The organism is Sporosarcina contaminans (genome assembly GCF_042679045.1).
Taxonomy (GTDB): Bacteria; Bacillota; Bacilli; order Bacillales_A; family Planococcaceae; genus Sporosarcina; species Sporosarcina contaminans.
Window position 1 is genome coordinate 1 of the sequence record NZ_JBHTLT010000014.1, and the last position, 17,832, is coordinate 17,832.

Below are 17,832 nucleotides of genomic sequence, written 5' to 3' on the forward strand. Positions count from 1 at the left end.
GCGAGCTACTTTCAGTATTGAATGAGAAAAATACAAGAACAGGTGGCGAAAAACGATTCGTTTTTCGCCACCTGTTCTATTTTAGGGACTTATTGGACAGCCTCTACAGTCTGAAAGAACGTCCTATTCGGGCGTTCTTTTTTATTTAACGAAAATCGGTTTGTAAAGATGGAAGCTATTAGTATATACGTTTGATGCTTTTTACTTCGAGTTAGACATAGTGGAACCAATTAATCTCTCGTTTGAAACCTCGCACAATACACTGAAAGCCTCTTGGACATACACAAAAGAAACTCCGTTCCGATTTTTGCTGTCGTGGCATACTGGTCGCACCAATACCTATCGTATTGGCTATGAAAAATTACATGTGCTTGTATTACAGATGAAATAAACAGTGTTTGGCAGGATCAATTGGAACAGGAGATGTTGTGTATGTTTCAAATAATTTATAATAGATACAGTTCTATTTTTAGGTCGCAACTATTCAATGATACATACTACAAATTCATTTTGGGGGTGAAGTTCAATTGGATCCGAAAAAAACATTGGATAAAATTTCAAATGAGTATCAGAAAATACTACGGAATAACTTAGTAGGCATTTACGTTCATGGATCAATTGCATTTGGCTGCTTTAATCCGAATAAAAGTGATATTGATTTTATCGTTGTTGTTGATGAATCCCCGTCACTTGAAGAAAAGATCGCGTTAATCAATGTGTTATTGAAATTATCAAGTGTGTCACCTGCGAATGGTTTTGAAATGAGTGTTGTACTTTTAGACTCATGTCAAAATTTTGCTTATCCTACACCTTTCGTACTTCACTATTCAAAACTGCACATGCAGCAATGTTTGGCTGATATTACGTCATATAGTGAAACGATGAACGGAACAGATAAAGATTTAGCTGCCCATTTTACAGTTATTAAAAATGTTGGCCTCACTCTTTTTGGAAAGCCGATTGATGACGTATTTGGGGTTATACCGGAAAATGATTATATAGATAGCATACGATTCGATATCGCTAATGCGGAAAATGAGATTTTTGAGCGCCCAGTTTACATTATTCTTAATTTATGTCGTGTATATGCCTATAAGCATGATCGGTTAATTTTATCGAAAGAACAAGGTGGGATGTGGGGCATTCAAAATCTTGATCATAGATATAGTCCTATAATTTCAACGGCTTTAAGAAATTATAAAACAAACGAAGAGTGCGCATTTGATGGTGAGCAATTAATGGAGTTCAGTAGGTATATGTATAAATTGATTTTCGATTAAATAGAAAATGTCTTGCAAATGAAATTTAGTTATTGTTCGCTTAGTGCAAGGCGACCAACAGCTTTGATGGTCGTTGCTCAAGTCAGGATAATACTTTAGAAAGAATCAAATAAAAATTTTATACTATTTCAATTATTGATATACTGTGAAGGGAAAGGGTATACACACTTGTTTGGTATATAAAGGGGGAGTAATGATGGAAGTTCAAATTAAAGAGGGCAATGAAATGAAGTTAGTCGGGTTCCGAGTGATGTGCGAAGGCGATCAATTTATTACTGAAATACCTAAAGCATCTTTGCGATTAAATGATCGTGTTGACGAAATTCAGCATGTTATCAATCCGGATGTTCAAATGGGTGCGTTTGTAGTGGAACCTGAAAATGCTGAGACGGATGGATACTGGGTTTGCGTTGAAGTGGAGGAGTTTAAAGAAATTCCAGCTGATATGGTTGCTTTAACTGTACCGGCGCAAAAGTATGCAATTGTAAGGCACCGAGGGAATAATTCGGAAATAATGGGTCTATATGATGACTTGCATAATTGGATTGAAAATGAAAACTATAGAAGGCTAAAAAATAGATGGCATATTGAAAGGTATTATAGTTGGACAGATATTGAAAATGTAGATATGGAACTATGGGATACAATTGAGTGACGTGTTGAATTGGAAGCACCAATATTGCCGCGAATAAAGCCTGTTGCTTGAAATTTAATTTAACGGCAGGTTTTGCTTATGCTTTCTCGTTGAATATTTTGGTTTTGTAGATAAGAGGCAGTTTGAGGCAAGTAATTTATATAGTAGAAGTCCACGCTGAAGAAAAAGTATTAGCTGCAATTCAAAGAGTGATTATTCAAAAGAAGAAAGCTGTAAATGACCTTTTTGTAATAGGTAAGTAAAAACCTCATTTATAAACTACTGCTTGCAAATAAAAGAAACCATTTGACTGCCGTAATCGTTTATATGAATAGCGATTGCGGCAGTTCCATTCTTACGCATACAGCCACACTTGACTAAATCTGTATACGAAAAAAATTGATCGGCAAAACAAAGTGTTGTGTATCTAATAAACTCAGCAAATTGAAGTGAGTTTCTACAAAGCAAGTATTGTTTTTGAAGTTGAAATAGAACCTTATTATATAATAGTAAGAATGCTGTCAAATAACCTATAGAAATGAATACATTTTTAGTTGTAAAAAGGGATATGGTATAGTGAACATAAATTAGTGAAATCTCCACATTATAATGGAAGGAGAAGAAGTTACTTGAATGAACCTGAGTGCACATAGTGTAGTTGGGTGAAAGAGGGTGTAAGCACTGAAAAGGCGTAAATACGGCAGATTAATGAAGAGAGATAATGTAATTCTTTTTCCTGGTTCATTGGAAAGATTGCTTGATGAAGGTTTGGATGCTGTAGAGGATGGGGATTATGAACGTGCCATTAAAGCCTTTGAACAAGTTTATCGCTTCGATACTGACCATCAAAGCTACTTAGCACCATATGCGGTTGCTCTGTATGAGACGAAGGATTTTGTCAAGGCAAAAGAGATCGCGGAGAAGTTGTTGCAGAGCGGCACTGCGAATTATATAGATGCAATGGAATTATATCTTGCGATTAGTATTCAACTGCAATTGTACGATGAAGTGGAGATGGCAATTGATGCGCTGTTCGAAGAAGATGCCATTCCAGAAGAAATGGTGAATAAGTTTAACTATTTAAGGCAATTAAATCAAAGACTATCTGATCGCTATACACCTGATGAAACCCGTTTTCACCAAGAAACCTTCACATTGGAGGAGTTCCTTGAACAACCGGTTGAAATGCAGCAAAATATGCTTTCAACATTGGAAAGCGGAGACATTACATCTGCAATTCCCGTTATAGCGCAAATTGTTGAACAAGAAGAATTGCGACCGTTAGTTGTTACCTTTGCACTCGTATTACTTTATCAGGTAGAGTACGAGCAACCGGTAACCGTGAAAAAATTCGGCAGAGAGAAAACGGTAATCCCTTCGAAGATTGCTTTGCCAAATCAAGACGAACGAACTGCCGAAGTCCTCGATTTGTTAGGTGTGCAATTTGAAAAAGATCCTTCCATGTTGCAATTAGCAATTGAAGCTGTACAAAAGTATGGTATTTTAGATTACCCTTTTTCGTGGGATGGCTATTCGACAGAAGAGGTTGCAAAAGCATATGCACAATACATACATAGCATGTTTTCGGGGAATCAAATTGAATGTAATGACCTGTGTACATTCATCCGACATATCGATCAAGAAACGGACCGGTGAGAATTCGTAAATCTGTTGAAAGATCGAAAGACTATGATATACTGTAATGGTTGTAAATGACGTATACACGTGCGAAAATATATTGTTGATAATGATTCGGAGGTTTTTACATGTCAGTCAAATGGGAAAAAGAAGAAGGCAATAAAGGGATATTAACAGTAACAGTGCCAGCAGAGAAAGTCGATGCTGCACTTGATGAAGCGTTCAAAAAAGTGGTGAAACAAGTTCAAGCACCTGGGTTCCGCAAAGGAAAAATGCCACGCAAAATGTTTGAAAGAATGTACGGTGTAGAAGCGCTTTATAATGATGCGCTTGACATTATTCTTCCAGAAGTTTACAGCAATGCGCTTGACGAAGCAGAAGTAGAGCCAATTGCACAGCCTGAAATCGATGTAGAGCAAATGGAAAAAGGAAAAGAACTTATTTTCAAAGCTCATATTCAATTGAAGCCTGAAGTGAAATTGGGCGACTACAAAGGTCTTGAAGTGAAACGTCAAGAAACTGAAGTAACAGATGAAGAAATCGAAGAGCAATTAAAAGACCGCCAGCAAGCTTTTGCTGAAATGGTCGTTAAAGAAGACGGCGCAGTCGAAAATGGCGATACTGTCAACTTGGATTTCGAAGGATTTGTTGATGGAGAAGCATTCGAAGGCGGAAAAGCAGAAGGCTATGATCTTGAAATCGGATCGAACTCTTTCATCCCTGGTTTCGAAGAGCAAATGGTAGGCATGAAAATGGGCGAAGAGAAAGATATCGAATTGACATTCCCTGAAGAATACCATGCTGCTGAATTAGCAGGTAAACCTGCAGTGTTCAAAGTGAAAGTAAATGAAATCAAATCAAAAGAAATTCCTGAACTTGACGATGAGCTTGCAAAAGAAATCGATGAAGAAGTGGAAAGCTTGGATGCACTTCGCAGCAAATTGAAAGAAAAAACTGCTGAAGAAAAGAAGGCTGCTTCTGAAACTGCATTGCGTGACGACTTAGTCGAAGCAGCAGCAAGAAATGCAGAAATGGACATTCCAGAAGTTATGGTTGATTCTGAAGTTGACCGTATGATGAATGACTTTGCACAACGTTTGCAAATGCAAGGCATGAACCTTGACCTTTACTTCCAATTCTCTGGTCAAGACGAAGATGCATTGCGCGCTCAAATGAGAGACGATGCACTTAGCCGTGTAAGAGTTTCCCTTACATTGGAAGCAATCGGTAAAGAAGAAAACATTGAAGTGACTGAAGAAGAGATCAACGAGGAGCTTCAAAAAATGTCTGAGCAATTCGGTATGGAAATCGATCAAATCAAGCAAACTTTAGGTGGCACACAAGTTCTTGAGAATGATCTTCGTTTCAACAAAACAGTTGAATTCTTAGTGGAAAACGCAAAAGTTACTGAATAATAGCAGATGAATACGACAAGGTACGGAAGACCGTACCTTGTTTTTCTTAACTAAAGTAAGCTGAATGAACATTATAGCTTTTAAATTTGATAAAATAAATATAAAGGTGTTTTGAATTCATTCCAAGATCTGTTATTCAACTTTACTTTCAGAATGTCCGACGAATGCTTTATAAAGTTTGAATTCAAAAAAAGAGTTCAATTTTAAATGGCTCCTATTCAAGTGTATGTTATTCACGAATATTCCGACAGTTGTAATAGGAATTGTTTCTGTTTTAAAGGAATTGCATAGAGGAGTTCCGAGGTATAATATAAATTGAATAGGTCATTCTTCTTGGGAGAGAGTTAATTCTAATTAGTTGATTAAAACGGGGGAATCTTGTAAGATTGTCACTTGAATAGGGGTGAGCTTGATGTTCAAATTTAATGATGAAAAAGATAACCTGAGTTGTTCTTTCTGTGGAAAAACCCAAGACCAGGTAAGAAAGCTTGTCGCTGGTCAAGGTGTATATATTTGTGATGAATGTGTAGAGTTATGTGCTGAGATCGTTGAAGAAGAGGTTGGCCTAGATGAGGATTTCGAGCTGAAAGATGTTCCAAAGCCACGTGAAATCCAAAGTATTTTGGATGAATATATCATCGGGCAGGATCGAGCGAAAAAATCTTTAGCAGTAGCTGTTTATAACCATTACAAACGTGTCAATACGAACAGTAAAATTGATGACGTGGAAATTTCAAAATCCAATATCGTCTTGATTGGGCCGACAGGTAGCGGTAAAACGTTGTTAGCGCAAACATTAGCTCGGATTTTGGATGTTCCATTCGCAATAGCGGACGCTACATCCCTTACTGAGGCTGGTTATGTCGGCGAAGATGTTGAAAACATCCTTTTGAAGCTGATACAAGCTGCGGATTTCGATATTGATCGCGCTGAAAGAGGCATCATTTATATCGACGAAATTGATAAAGTTGCCCGTAAATCCGAAAATGCATCCATTACTCGTGATGTGTCAGGTGAAGGCGTTCAACAAGCTTTATTAAAAATTCTTGAAGGTACGGTTGCGAGTGTGCCTCCGCAAGGCGGCCGCAAACACCCTCATCAGGAGTTCTTGCAAATTGATACAACGAACATTCTATTTATCGTCGGCGGGGCATTTGACGGCATCGAAGACATTATCAAACGCCGCACAGGCCAAAAGGTGATTGGCTTCGGTACGAACAATGAAACTGCAGACGCTGAAGAGGCGTTGCTATCAAAGTTGATCCCTGAAGATTTACAACGTTTCGGCCTTATTCCAGAGTTCATTGGTCGTTTGCCGGTTATTGCAACTTTGGAACCTTTAAGTGAAGAGACGCTTTATCAAATCTTAACGGTTCCTAAAAATGCGATCGTGAAACAATACCAAAAGATGGTAGGCATGGACGGTGTCAATCTTCGTTTTGAAGAAGATGCACTCAATGAAATTGCGAAAGAGGCAATCGAACGTAAAACAGGTGCACGTGGTTTGCGTTCCATCATTGAAAATATCATGTTAGATATTATGTATGAACTCCCATCGCTTGAAGAAGTTACAGAATGCGTCATTACAAAAGATGCAGTTTTGAAAAAGGCAAGTCCATTGCTATATCGGGAAGATGGCTCACAGCTTGATCTCGATCAAGAGAAAAACACGGCATGATGCCTGCAGGAATAAAGCTGACGCCGAGGATGCGAACGTTTCGCTCGTCGGTTGTCAGCTTTTCTTAACTTATAGACCATGCTTGAATTGGACATACATAACATAATGGAGGTGACTTCCGCATGCAAAATAAAAAAACAAACATACCTTTATTGCCACTTCGCGGAATGTTAGTCTACCCGACAATGATTTTACATATTGACGTTGGAAGAGAGCGCTCCGTATTTGCAATTGAACATGCAATTGCACAAGATCATTTGATTTTCTTAGCGACTCAAAAGGATACAAGTATTGAAAACCCTGAAATGGATGATTTATACAAGGTAGGAATTATAGCTTCTGTAAAATCGATGACTCAACTTCCTAATGGAACGTATCGGGTTTTAATTGAAGGACTCGATCGGGCGAAATGGTCGAATTATGAAGAAGCAGATTTATATCCTGTTGTGGATGTCCAAAAAATGTCCGACAATGAAGAGTTGGATGCGGAAAGCGAGGCCCTTATGAGGACTTTGCTTACGTATTTCAAAAAGTATTCCAAGATTTCAAAACGGGTTTCTAAAGAAACGTATGATTCCGTTGCATCTATCACTGAGCCGGGAAGATTAGCCGATATGGTTGCATCTCATTTGCCGCTGAAGCTGTCGGCTAAACAAGAAGTTCTTGAAATGACGAACGTTAAAGAACGTCTGGAATGGCTAATTAGCCGTCTTTACAATGAGCAGGAAGTTTTGAACTTAGAGCGCAAAATTAATGAGCGGGTCAAAGAAGCGATGGAGAGAACGCAAAAAGAGTTCTATCTCCGTGAGCAGATGAAAGCGATTCAAACTGAATTAGGAGATAAAGACGGTAAAGGTTTAGAGGTTGCAGAGCTTACCGCGCGAATTGAAGAAGCGAATATGCCTGAAGGTGTAAAAGAGGTTGCGCTGAGGGAATTAGATCGCTATGAAAAAGTGCCATCTGCTTCTGCAGAAAGCGGTGTAATTAGAAATTATATTGATTGGCTTGTTTCGTTGCCTTGGGCTGTAGCATCCAAAGATCATTTGGATATTAAACGATCAGAAAAGATTTTAAACCGTGATCATGAAGGTTTGGAAACCGTTAAAGAGCGTATTTTAGAATACTTGTCGGTAAGACAATTGACAAACTCGTTGCGCGGTCCAATCCTTTGCTTGGACGGACCGCCAGGTGTCGGTAAAACTTCATTGGCAAAATCGATTGCTGAATCTTTAGGTAGAAAGTTTGTCCGAATCTCTTTAGGTGGCGTACGTGATGAATCGGAAATTCGTGGACATCGCCGTACTTATGTAGGAGCGATGCCGGGAAGAATCATTCAAGGAATGAAAAAAGCAGGAAAAATCAACCCTGTTTTCCTTTTGGATGAGATCGATAAAATGTCCAATGATTTTAGAGGAGATCCTTCTTCAGCGATGTTAGAAGTGTTGGATCCAGAACAAAATAGCACATTCAGTGATCATTATATCGAGGAGCCGTACGACTTATCGAATGTTCTGTTCATTGCAACATCCAACGATCTAAGTTCGATACCGGGGCCATTGCGTGACCGTATGGAAATTATCAATATTGCGGGATATACAGAGCTTGAAAAACAGGCAATTGCCAAAAACCATTTAATACCGAAACAACTGAAAGAACACGGCTTAACGAAAGCGCAAGTCCGTTTTCAAGACGAAGCGATCATGAGCGTAGTGCGTCATTATACGCGAGAAGCCGGCGTCAGGGGGTTAGAACGGGAAATCGCCCGCATTTGCCGGAAAGCTGCAAAGCTTATTGTAACAGGAGAGCAAAAGAGCATTACAGTTAGCCCGCGTACAATTGAAAGCCTATTGGGCAAAAAGAAATTCCGTTATGGACAAGCAGAAGAAAACAATCAAATCGGCGTCGCAACAGGTCTTGCCTACACTGCAGTTGGCGGCGATACTTTGCAAATAGAGGTTTCATTATCACCGGGGAAGGGAAAACTCATCTTGACCGGCAAATTAGGCGATGTCATGAAAGAATCCGCACAGACAGCGTTATCCTATGTCCGATCAAAAGCAGGTGATTTCGGAATTGACGCTGATTTTTATGAATCGAATGATATTCATATCCATGTTCCCGAAGGAGCAGTGCCAAAAGACGGTCCTTCCGCTGGGGTGACAATTGCGACTGCATTGGTATCTGCATTGACGAAACGCCCAATTCGCCGAGAAGTCGGCATGACTGGTGAGATTACGCTTCGTGGCAGAGTATTGCCAATTGGCGGAGTGAAAGAGAAGACGTTAAGTGCACACCGTGCAGGCTTGACAACGATCATTTTACCGATCGATAATGAACGAGATATTGAAGAAATACCAGAAAGTGTGCGTAACGAGTTGACTTTCAGGTTCGTTTCTGACGCGGAAGAGGTCATTTCGATCGCGATAGAGGGGGCTTTAAAGTGAAAGTCAATCACGCGGAAATTGTAATAAGCGCAGTGAAACCGGAGCAATATCCAGAGGATGGATTTCCGGAATTTGCGTTAGCAGGTCGTTCGAATGTCGGAAAATCATCTTTCATCAATAAAATGATTGGCCGGAAAAGCTTAGCAAGAACTTCTTCTAAACCCGGAAAAACGCAAACATTGAATTTTTATAAAATCGAAGAACAGCTCTTTTTTGTCGATGTACCAGGGTATGGCTATGCAAAAGTTTCCAAGTCGGAACGTGAAGCTTGGGGCAAAATGATCGAGCGGTATTTGACTGGCAGAGAACAATTAAAAGCTGTCCTGTTAATTGTCGATTTGCGTCACCCTCCAACAGAGGACGATTGCATGATGTATGATTTCTTAGGGCATTATAATATCCCAACGATTGTCGTAGCGACAAAAGCGGATAAGATCCCAAAAGGCAAATGGGAAAAGCATAAAAAAATAGTCCGGGAAGAATTGCAAATGCGTGCGGGAGATCCACTTGTCCTTTTTTCATCAGAGAAAGGTATCGGGATGGAAGAAGCATGGCGTGAAATAGAAAGTCGAATGTAACAATGAAATGTCCGGATGGGTAACCACTCTCATCCGGACCATTTTTTTATCTGTCTTTTAAATGCATATTGACTATTATATAATTTTCTTTATCTAATAATAATTATTCTAAAAATCGTCCACAAACCCTATAAATTCAAATGTTGTTCACATTATAAACTTAAATTCGGCAGGAAAGTATGTTATAATTATGACCAGAAATAAGAACGTGAGAGGTGTGAACACCTAATGCATACAATCGTAGTCGGTGTCAACTATAGAACTGCACCGGTTGAAATTAGGGAAAAATTATCATTTGTAGAAGCTGAATTGCCAAAAGCGATGCAAATGCTGCAATCTGAAAAAAGTATATTAGAAAATATTGTCATATCGACTTGCAATCGTACAGAGCTTTACGCCGTTGCTGACCAACTCCACACAGGGCGGTATTATGTTAAGCGTTTCTTAGCGAATTGGTTCGGCATGTCCATTGAAGAATTATCGCCTCATTTGATCATTTATGAGAACGACGAAGCGATTGAACATTTGATGAGAGTGACAGCTGGGATCGATTCGATGGTATTAGGAGAGACACAAATCTTAGGGCAAGTCCGGGATAGCTTCTTGAAAGCTCAAGAAATCGGTACAACAGGAACAGTTTTCAATGAACTGTTCAAAAAATCGATTACACTTGCAAAACGCGGCCATTCAGAAACAGCTATTGGCGAGAATGCGGTTTCTGTTTCATATGCTGCAGTCGAATTAGGCAAAAAAATCTTCGGCAGTTTAAACAATAAGCATGTAGCGATTTTAGGTGCAGGGAAGATGGGCGAACTTGCTATTAAAAACTTGCGTGGCAGTGGAGCGAAAAAAGTGACGGTCATTAACCGTACTTTTGAAAAGGCAGCTGAAATGGCTGATCGTTTCGGCGGAGTGGCCAAGCCTATGCAAGAATTACAATGCACCCTTTTAGAGGCGGATATATTAATTAGCTCGACAGGGGCGAAAGATTTCGTCATCGATTATGAATTAATGCAATTCGTAGAAAAACTAAGGAAAGGCAAACCACTTTTCATGGTCGATATCGCAGTACCGCGCGATTTAGATCCGAAAATTGGTGAACTTCCAAATGTTTTCCTGTATGATATCGATGATTTACAAGGAATTGTAGAAGCCAACTTGGCAGAACGCAAGCGGGCGGCGGATGAAATCGGCGTAATGATCGAACAAGAAGTAGCCGAGTTTAAGGAATGGATTGCAACACTTGGCGTTGTTCCTGTAATATCCGCTTTGCGTGAAAAAGCACTTTCCATTCAGCAAGAAACAATGGAAAGCATCGAAAACAAAATGCCGAATTTGACGGCCCGTGAAAAGAAATTGCTTAACAAACATACGAAATCGATTGTCAACCAAATGTTGAAAGATCCAATTCTCCAAGCGAAAGAATTGGCATTGGATCCACAAGCAAGTGAAAAAATGGCTTTGTTTAAGCAGATTTTCGGATTGGAACAAATTTCTATGCAAGAAGAAGTTGAGAAAACTGAAAAGCAACATTCGGTAAATGACAAAAAAATTACGTATGAGCCTGACTATCAATTTTAAGCCATATCGCTTTATGGTAAAGCTGGAAAGGCAGAGAATGCATCATGGCGGAAATGACTATGGCAAGATTTCATGAAGTGATGCTTGTTTTATACGCGGTGAGCCTCGTCTTTTATTTCATCGATTATTTAAATAAAGACCGGGTTGCTCACCGCAGTGCCTTTTGGATTCTGCTGGTCGTCTATTTGATGCAAAGTGGATTCTTAATTGCTCAAGTAATTGAAATGAAAAGGTTTCCCGTCCTCTCCCTTTATGAGGGCATTTATTTTTATGCCTGGCTTCTCATATCGTTGTCTATGATTCTCCAGGCGTTCTACAGAGTCGGTTTTGCTGTTTTCTTTTTAAATGTAATCGGCTTTATTTTTATGACAATCCATACATTTACACCATCACAAGCTGGCCAGACGACGATCGAGCATTCACTCATTTCAGAACTGCTCTTTATCCATATTACATTTGCTATCCTCTCCTATGCGGCATTTGCAATGTCTTTCGTTTTTGCAGTATTATATTTGCTCGTTTATAACATGCTGAAAAACAAAAAATGGACGAGTCGTTTTACGAGACTGCCCTCTTTGCAACAATCGATGGTGGGGATGAAAGTATCCATCTATATCGGCATTCCTGTATTGCTGATCAGCCTCATTTTAGGAACGCAATGGGCAAATATCGTTTTGGATAAGTGGTCCATTTTAGATGTAAAAATTATTGGATCTTTTTTCTTAATTATTATTTATAGTTTCGTATTATTTCTACAGCGAAGTGGCAGACTGTCGGTGAATGATTTTGCATGGGCGAATATTTTTTCATTTCTATTTATCATTATCAATTTCTTCTTGGGCAGCAAGCTATCGCAATTTCATTTTTGGATGTAACAGTAATGAGCAAATAATATTCTTTTGAAATTCGCTTTTGGCAGCATATGGGTGATAAAAAACGCCGACGTTTATATGTGAGGATGCCGTAGCGCAATTGGTTGAAAGGAAGAGTTTAATGAGAAAAATAATTGTAGGTTCCAGAAGAAGTAAATTGGCGCTGACGCAAACGAATTGGTTCATCGATCAAATGAAGGCTGCGGGAGCGCCATTTGAATTTGAAGTAAAAGAGATTGTCACAAAAGGCGATAAGATTTTGGACGTCATGCTTTCCAAAGTGGGAGGAAAGGGACTGTTCGTAAAAGAAATTCAGCAGGCCCTGTTTGATAAAGAAATTGATTTTGCTGTACATAGCATGAAGGATATGCCGGCTGTTTTGCCTGAAGGCCTTACGATTGGTTGCATTCCTAAGCGTGTAGATGCGCGTGATGCCTTTATTTCCAACGGACATGTCAAGTTTATGGATTTGCCTGTCGGCGCAGTGGTTGGGACGTCCAGCCTCCGAAGAAGTTCGCAATTACTGTTGTTGCGCCCGGACTTGGAAATTAAATGGATCCGAGGCAATATCGATACACGTTTGAAAAAAATGCAAGATGGTGAATACGATGCAATTCTTCTTGCTGCAGCCGGCTTGAAAAGGATGGGTTGGAGTGATGACGTCGTAACGGAATATATGTCGATTGAAGATTGCATTCCTGCTGTCGGTCAGGGAGCTCTATCGATTGAGTGCCGAAGCGATGATGAGGAGCTGTTGTCCGAACTTCAAAAACTGAATGATGAAGAGACACGTGAAGCTGTTGAAGCAGAGCGCACCTTCTTATCCGAAATGGACGGTTCATGCCAAGTTCCAATTGCTGGATATGCTGCATACGAAGGCGATAAGCTCGAAATGACAGGTTTTATTGCTTCTCCTGATGCAAAGCAAATCTTTAAGAAAACATTCAGCGGCACTGATCCAATTGAAATTGGCCGAACAATTGCGAAGGCGTTACGTGCCGAAGGAGCTGCCGAAGTGATCGAGAAAGTGAAGGCGGAAATGGATGCGTGATAGAGGTCCGCTTTTCGGAGAGACGGTTTTATTTACAGGAACCCCTAAATCTCCTGAAGTTTTCAACTTAGTTAAGCAATACGGCGGAACGCCAATCTCTTTGCCGCTAATTCAAGTTGCTGAAATTGAAGAGGCTGATGATGAACGGAAAATGAACGAATGCTCTCATTTTGATTGGTTAATTTTCACCAGTCAGAGTGCAGTGGAAGCATTTCGGGCAAAGATGCTCCGTTTCGGCTTTTCTGCCGATTTAATCCATTCAAAAATCGCAGCGGTCGGTACAAAAACTGCGGCGGCTTTAGAGAAAATCGGTTTTAACGTATCATTTATTCCGACTGTATTTAGTGCGGACACATTCGTAAAGCAATTTCAGCCTGAAACAAATAGGCAATTGAATGTGCTTTTCTTACGCGGCAATTTGGCTGGAAGTTTGATCAAGGAAGAATTGCCTTTCCATGTAGTTGAATGGACTGTTTACAAAACTGAAAAGCAATTATCTTCGATTGGAAAAATTTTAAATATATTGGATGAAGCAACAAGCGTTAACATACTGTTTGCAAGTCCGTCGGCAGTCCACATATTTGCGGAAGCAATTGCTGCTAGTAGGGGATGGGAAGGATTTACGATTTGTGCAATCGGACATGTTACCGAACAAGCGCTTATCGAAGCAGGTGCCCCTCGAGTTGATGTTAAACCCGAAACATATACACTTATTGACCTCGTCAATGCATTGGCGAGACGAAAGGAAGGATTATGATGAACGAGATGCAATTTCGCCGCAATCGCCGGTTGCGTAATTCAAATACATTGCGTGCAATGGTAAGGGAAACCTCTTTGCATAAAGAGGATTTTATCTATCCGATTTTTGTCATTGAAGGCGAGAACATTAAAAACGAAATTAATTCAATGCCGGGTATTCACCAATTTTCGTTGGATCGACTTATGGAAGAAGTGGATGAAGTTGTTGCATTAGGCATTCCATCTGTTATTTTATTCGGCATTCCTGAAGAGAAAGATGCTGAAGGAACTGGCGCATATGATGATGAAGGGATTGTCCAAAAAGCAACGCGATTAATTAAAGAAAAATACCCGCAATTAGTCGTTATTGCAGATACGTGCCTATGTGAATATACAGATCATGGGCATTGTGGAATTGTTCACGGGGAAAAAGTACTAAATGATCCATCCCTCGACTTGTTGGCAAAAACGGCTGTCAGCCAAGCGAAAGCTGGAGCAGACATTATCGCGCCATCCAATATGATGGATGGATTCGTCATTGCAATTAGACAAGCGTTGGATGCGGCAGGCTTTGAAGATATTCCGATTATGTCATACGCGGTGAAATATGCATCTGCATATTACGGACCGTTCCGTGATGCGGCGGACTCAGCACCTCAGTTCGGCGATCGAAAAACATATCAGATGGATCCTGCTAACCGTTTGGAAGCACTTCGGGAAGCGGATTCCGATGTTAACGAAGGTGCGGATTTCATTATCGTAAAACCTGCCTTATCTTATTTGGATATTATGAGAGATGTAAAAAACAATGTGCTATTGCCAGTTGTTGCTTATAATGTAAGCGGAGAATATTCAATGGTAAAAGCTGCTGCTCAAAATGGCTGGGTAGATGAGAAACAAATTGTTTTAGAAACATTGATAAGTATGAAACGTGCGGGCGCAGACCTCATCATGACATACCATGCCAAAGATGCTGCACGTTGGCTGGAGGAGAAATGAAATGGCAAAAAGCTACGAAAAATCGAAAGCTGCTTTTGCGGAAGCAGTAAAGTTACTACCAGGTGGTGTGAATTCACCTGTCCGTGCATTCAAATCGGTCAATATGGATCCGATTTTCATGGAAAGCGGTAAAGGCCCAATGATTCGTGATATCGATGGCAATGAATACATCGATTATGTCCTTTCGTGGGGTCCCCTCATTTTAGGGCATACGAATGATCAAGTGGTGGAGGCCATTAAAAAGGTAGCTGAAACAGGAACAAGCTTCGGTGCACCAACTTTATTGGAAAATGAATTAGCGGAAATCGTCATTGATCGGGTACCGTCCATCGAAGTTGTTCGGATGGTATCTTCTGGTACAGAGGCGACGATGAGTGCGTTGCGTTTAGCACGCGGATATACGGGCCGAAATAAAATCTTGAAGTTTGAAGGATGCTACCATGGCCACGGAGATTCATTGCTCATTAAAGCTGGATCTGGCGTTGCTACGCTTGGTTTGCCTGACAGCCCTGGTGTCCCAGAGGGCATCGCGAAAAATACGATTACGGTCGCTTACAATGATCTTGAAAGTGTAAAAGTGGCGTTCGATCAATTCGGCGATGATATCGCTGGAGTGATCGTAGAGCCGGTTGCGGGTAATATGGGCGTTGTTCCTCCGGAGCCGGGTTTCCTTGAAGGGCTTCGTGAATTGACGGAGAAAAATGGTTCATTACTTATTTTCGATGAAGTAATGACCGGTTTCCGTGTAGACTATAATTGTGCACAAGGCTATTTTGGCATTACGCCTGATTTAACTTGCCTTGGGAAAGTAATCGGCGGCGGACTGCCTGTCGGCGCTTACGGAGGCAAACGTGAAATTATGGAGCAGATCGCTCCGGCGGGAACAGTATACCAAGCAGGCACTTTGTCTGGTAACCCACTTGCGATGACAGCAGGCATTGAAACTTTAAAGCAATTGACACCTGACTCCTATAAATATTTCATGAAATTGGGCGACCAATTGGAGGCCGGATTCAGAGAAGCAGCTTCAAAATACAATATCCCACACACTGTCAACCGTGCAGGATCAATGATCGGATTCTTCTTTACGAACGAAAAAGTATTTAATTACGATCAAGCAAAAACAGCAGACCTTAACTTGTTTGCAGAATATTACCGTTTGATGGCTGACGAAGGCATTTTCTTACCGCCATCCCAATTTGAAGGCATGTTCTTATCGACTGCGCACACTGAAGAGCATATCACAAAAACAGTGGCTGCTTTCCATAAAGTATTTGAGCAGTTGTCAAGATAATTTACTTTGAAACACCTTTTCCTCTTTTGTGTTGAGGAAAAGGTGTTTTTATAATGACATTGATTCGATCAAATGAGTTTTTAATTGACCTTGATGGTGAAGATAGGAACTACGCCAGTAAACCACCATTTATATGGGCTTTTCCTCTGAAATTGACTTTGGCGCATTCTATTCACAATTGTCTATGCATATCATAGCAAATGAATGATTATGGGAGGGAGACAGTTGAAGAATATAGAGTGGAAAATGGAGGAGGTTTTTTATTTTCCTCCTGAGATAGGATTGCCAAAGCACACGGACACGATAAGGGTAAAAGCTGGTTTTACGGAAAAGCGATCAGAAGAGGCTGTGCGTTTGACAGGCATTTACCATATCGCTGCAAAAATTGATTTTGAAGAAGGTCAGCGTGCGGAGGATTTATCGGATTCATATGTTTATATCGATGATGTAGAGTTAGATGGACAAAAAGGATACTTTGAATATGCGGTGCCGCTCCATGTCGATTTGCCTGCAGAAGTTCAGGCCCCACTGCAATTGACCGCAAAAGATGTGAAGACAACGATTGATGATCAGGGAGCTTTTAAAATTGTATGGAATGTCAACTGTTCCTATGTCGATGGGAGGGAAGATAAGCTAGTAGAGAAGACAGAAAAGAAAACAGTAGCACAGCAAGAAGTCGAACCTCAAGCTAAAGACACATCTCAACAGGAGATTGAGCTGAAGAACAAATTGACTGCCAAAGAAAAGAGTGAGCCGGAGGACAAAGTAACCGTTAGAGAAAAGAATGAGCCTAATGTTAATGCCACCGCAAAACTAGAGACAGAGACGAAAGAAAAAGCCGTTGCCAAACAAGTAAGCGCACGAAAAGAAGAATCTGTCACTAAGCAAGAAAGCGATGCAAAAGAAACCGCTGTTGCACAACCGACCTCAGAAACCGAAAATAAGGCAGATACAACAGAGGTAATGAGTAATCATTCGGAACAAGCTGAAACTAAAAAAGAAACGACTGTCAATAAGACGAAACCGAATGAAGAGGTAGCCAATTTGACAGTACTGGATGCTGAAAAAGGAGCTGAACAGCCGATTGCTGCTGGAACTTCAAATGCTCCAACAGTTAACGTGGTCGCAATGCATGACAGCAGTTCATACGGCGACTATGACGATATGCTGTCATACATTGCGGGGTTGCCTGATGAATGGAGTACGACGTCATTCCGTTCAAATGATGTTTTTGTACAGTAAAAATGCAAGGCCGCATAGAAGGCAAAGCAGTAAAAAGTCTCCGGTCGTCGGCACGAACAATAGCCGAATGAGCTGAAAAACGGCGATTGGTATAATAATGTTTTTGCAATAAAATCTTGTTTTTCGGAGCCACGGTGGCAATAAATATGGGTTATAGCCTTTTCTCATATTCCCATCCTTTCATATAGATAGTGTACTTGACGGTAACCTTACTCGTCATATACAATATGGATAACTGTATAATGATGCATTGATCGGGATAGTAAGCAACATCTTTTATTCAAGAGAGGGCGCCAATGGTGGAAGGTGCCTATAAAAGATTTGCCGAACGTCACCCGGGAGCAGTTTCCGTGAACAAATAGTAGCGGAAGCCGGTTAGAAGCCGTTA

At 40.5% G+C, this 17,832-nt stretch carries 14 protein-coding genes and 1 other annotated feature (1 of these 15 only partly in view); all 14 genes read left to right on the forward strand.

Translation table 11 applies throughout. The features are described 5' to 3' along the window. Positions 1 to 527 precede the first annotated feature (527 nt). Positions 528 to 1,280 (forward strand): aminoglycoside adenylyltransferase domain-containing protein, encoded by a 753-nt coding sequence (locus ACFQ38_RS02345; RefSeq protein WP_381479686.1) that lies wholly within the window; start codon positions 528 to 530, stop codon positions 1,278 to 1,280. A gap of 196 nt (positions 1,281 to 1,476) precedes the next feature. Then, positions 1,477 to 1,935 (forward strand): GyrI-like domain-containing protein, encoded by a 459-nt coding sequence (locus ACFQ38_RS02350; protein ID WP_381479687.1) that lies wholly within the window; start codon positions 1,477 to 1,479, stop codon positions 1,933 to 1,935. Positions 1,936 to 2,622: 687 nt separating this feature from the next. Further along, entirely contained in the window at positions 2,623 to 3,570 is a 948-nt protein-coding gene (locus tag ACFQ38_RS02355) for a DUF3196 family protein (RefSeq protein WP_336824483.1), read from the forward strand. A 110-nt stretch (positions 3,571 to 3,680) separates the two neighbouring features. Beyond that, positions 3,681 to 4,967: a trigger factor gene (tig, locus tag ACFQ38_RS02360; protein WP_336824482.1), complete on the forward strand. Its 1,287-nt coding sequence runs from the start codon at positions 3,681 to 3,683 to the stop codon at positions 4,965 to 4,967. A 412-nt stretch (positions 4,968 to 5,379) separates the two neighbouring features. After that, entirely contained in the window at positions 5,380 to 6,645 is a 1,266-nt protein-coding gene (gene clpX / locus ACFQ38_RS02365) for an ATP-dependent protease ATP-binding subunit ClpX (protein WP_336824481.1), read from the forward strand. 122 nt (positions 6,646 to 6,767) lie between these two features. Further along, positions 6,768 to 9,089 carry an endopeptidase La gene (gene lon, locus ACFQ38_RS02370; RefSeq protein ID WP_336824480.1) on the forward strand — a complete coding sequence of 774 codons (2,322 nt, stop codon included), beginning with the start codon at positions 6,768 to 6,770 and terminating at the stop codon, positions 9,087 to 9,089. After that, entirely contained in the window at positions 9,086 to 9,667 is a 582-nt protein-coding gene (yihA, locus tag ACFQ38_RS02375) for a ribosome biogenesis GTP-binding protein YihA/YsxC (RefSeq protein WP_336824479.1), read from the forward strand. The genes lon and yihA overlap by 4 nt, the downstream gene beginning before the upstream one ends. Positions 9,668 to 9,895: 228 nt before the next feature. Continuing rightward, entirely contained in the window at positions 9,896 to 11,248 is a 1,353-nt protein-coding gene (hemA, locus tag ACFQ38_RS02380; protein WP_336824478.1) for a glutamyl-tRNA reductase, read from the forward strand. 44 nt (positions 11,249 to 11,292) lie between these two features. Next, complete coding sequence (locus ACFQ38_RS02385) at positions 11,293 to 12,123, forward strand: cytochrome C assembly family protein (RefSeq protein WP_336824477.1); 831 nt, start codon at positions 11,293 to 11,295, stop codon at positions 12,121 to 12,123. 118 nt (positions 12,124 to 12,241) lie between these two features. Next, on the forward strand, positions 12,242 to 13,171 hold the full coding sequence (gene hemC, locus ACFQ38_RS02390) for a hydroxymethylbilane synthase (RefSeq protein ID WP_381479688.1): 930 nt from the start codon (positions 12,242 to 12,244) through the stop codon (positions 13,169 to 13,171). Beyond that, positions 13,164 to 13,928: a uroporphyrinogen-III synthase gene (locus ACFQ38_RS02395; RefSeq protein ID WP_381479689.1), complete on the forward strand. Its 765-nt coding sequence runs from the start codon at positions 13,164 to 13,166 to the stop codon at positions 13,926 to 13,928. The genes hemC and ACFQ38_RS02395 overlap by 8 nt, the downstream gene beginning before the upstream one ends. Further along, entirely contained in the window at positions 13,928 to 14,908 is a 981-nt protein-coding gene (gene hemB / locus ACFQ38_RS02400) for a porphobilinogen synthase (protein ID WP_381479690.1), read from the forward strand. Before ACFQ38_RS02395 ends, hemB begins: the two co-directional genes overlap by 1 nt. Before the next feature lies 1 nt (position 14,909). Further along, complete coding sequence (gene hemL / locus ACFQ38_RS02405; RefSeq protein ID WP_336824473.1) at positions 14,910 to 16,202, forward strand: glutamate-1-semialdehyde 2,1-aminomutase; 1,293 nt, start codon at positions 14,910 to 14,912, stop codon at positions 16,200 to 16,202. A gap of 225 nt (positions 16,203 to 16,427) precedes the next feature. Then, positions 16,428 to 17,444 (forward strand): cell envelope integrity protein TolA, encoded by a 1,017-nt coding sequence (locus ACFQ38_RS02410; protein WP_381479691.1) that lies wholly within the window; start codon positions 16,428 to 16,430, stop codon positions 17,442 to 17,444. Positions 17,445 to 17,685: 241 nt separating this feature from the next. Next, positions 17,686 to 17,832 (forward strand) — a binding site (T-box leader) (it continues 73 nt past the right edge of the window).